The organism is Microvirga sp. P4_G7 (genome assembly GCF_056401005.1).
Window position 1 is genome coordinate 1 of sequence record NZ_JBFUKD010000686.1, and the last position, 1,898, is coordinate 1,898.

1 protein-coding gene and 1 pseudogene are annotated in these 1,898 nt (G+C 61.7%); both read right to left on the minus strand.

The window, feature by feature from the left end:
* Nucleotides 1-577, minus strand: a pseudogene (locus AC1DT3_RS19525) (DNA-directed RNA polymerase subunit beta'); the annotation flags it as partial.
* Between the two features lie 113 nt (nucleotides 578-690).
* A partial coding sequence (locus AC1DT3_RS19530) for a DNA-directed RNA polymerase subunit beta (protein WP_477466874.1) occupies nucleotides 691-1,898 on the minus strand: 1,208 nt, incomplete at its 5' end.

The window sequence follows — 1,898 nt, forward strand, 5'->3', positions numbered from 1 at the left end:
CTTGCAGGATGCGACGGATCGCTTCCGCGCCGATCATGGCCGTGAACGAATCCTCGCCGTACTCGTCCTGAGCGCGGATGTACTCGTCCTCGGACAGCAGCTGGCGGTCCTTGAGCGGCGACAGGCCGGCATCAACGACGATGTAGGATTCGAAATAGAGAATGCGCTCCAGATCCTTGAGCGTCATGTCGAGCAGCAGACCGATGCGGCTCGGCAGAGACTTAAGGAACCAGATGTGCGCGACGGGCGCCGCGAGCTCGATGTGACCCATGCGGTCGCGCCGGACGCGCGCCAGCGTGACTTCCACGCCGCACTTCTCACAGATGACGCCCTTGTACTTCATGCGCTTGTACTTGCCGCACAAGCACTCGTAGTCCTTGATGGGGCCGAAGATGCGCGCGCAGAACAGACCGTCACGCTCGGGCTTGAACGTACGGTAGTTGATGGTCTCTGGCTTTTTGATCTCGCCGTAAGACCACGACAGGATCTTTTCCGGGCTCGAGATCGAAATCTTGATCTGATCGAAAGTCTGCGGCTGGGCGGCCTGATTGAAGAGATTCATGACCTCTTGAGTCATCGTCGTCTCCTAGCTGGAGGGGCCGAAAAGCGGCTCCCTCACCGGCAAATGAATGATGCCGCGGCCCTGAAAAGGCCGCGGCCCGATCGTCAAACTGTCGCGTCTCGCGCCACTTATTCCGCTGCCTCGGACGGAGGCAGTTGGTCCTGCTCGTTGGCGGCCTGCTTGGAGCTGGTCAGCTCCACGTTGAGGCCGAGCGAGCGCATTTCCTTCACGAGAACGTTGAAGCTCTCCGGAATGCCGGACTCGAAAGTGTCGTCGCCGCGAACGATGGCTTCGTAGACCTTGGTGCGGCCCGCCACGTCGTCCGACTTSACSGTSAGCATTTCCTGSARSGTGTACGCMGCGCCRTAMGCYTCGAGCGCCCACACTTCCATTTCACCGAAGCGCTGRCCGCCGAACTGCGCCTTACCRCCCAGCGGCTGCTGGGTGACGAGGCTGTACGGACCGATCGAACGGGCGTGGATCTTGTCGTCGACGAGGTGGTGGAGCTTCAGCATGTAGATGTAGCCCACGGTGACCTTGCGATCGAACGACTCGCCGGTGCGACCATCGTAAAGCGTGACCTGGCCGGATGGGTCGAGACCCGCCCGCGCAAGCATCGCTTCGATGTCCGCTTCCTTCGCACCGTCGAAGACGGGGGTCGCGAAAGGCACGCCGCGCCGCAGGTTCCTGCCGAGTTCGGCCAGTTCCTCGTCCGATGCCTCGTCGATCTCCGGCTGTTTGCCGTAGATCCCATGAAGTTCGTCGCGCAGGAGCTTGGCCTTGCCCGACTTCATGTAGGCATCCACCGCCAGAGCGACCTGCTTGCCGAGACCGGCAGCAGCCCAACCCAGGTGGGTTTCGAGGATCTGTCCGACGTTCATACGGCTCGGCACGCCGAGCGGATTGAGAACGATGTCGGCATGCGTTCCGTCTTCGAGGAACGGCATGTCTTCGATCGGGACGATCCGCGACACGACACCCTTGTTGCCGTGACGGCCGGCCATCTTGTCGCCGGGCTGGATCTTGCGCTTCACCGCGACGAAGACCTTGACCATCTTCATCACGCCGGGCGGAAGTTCGTCACCGCGCTGCAGCTTCTCGACCTTGTCCAGGAAGCGCTGTTCGAGGCGCTTCTTGGAGTCGTCGTATTGCTTCTGGATCGCTTCGATCTCGGTCATCCGCGCGTCGTCGGCGACGGCGAACTGCCACCACTGCGAACGCGGATACTCGTTGAGCACGTCGCGAGCGATCGTGACGTCCTTCTTCACACCCTTCGGGCCGGCCACGACTTTCTGACCGTCGAGAATTTCCGCCAGACGGGCATAGGTGTTGCGGT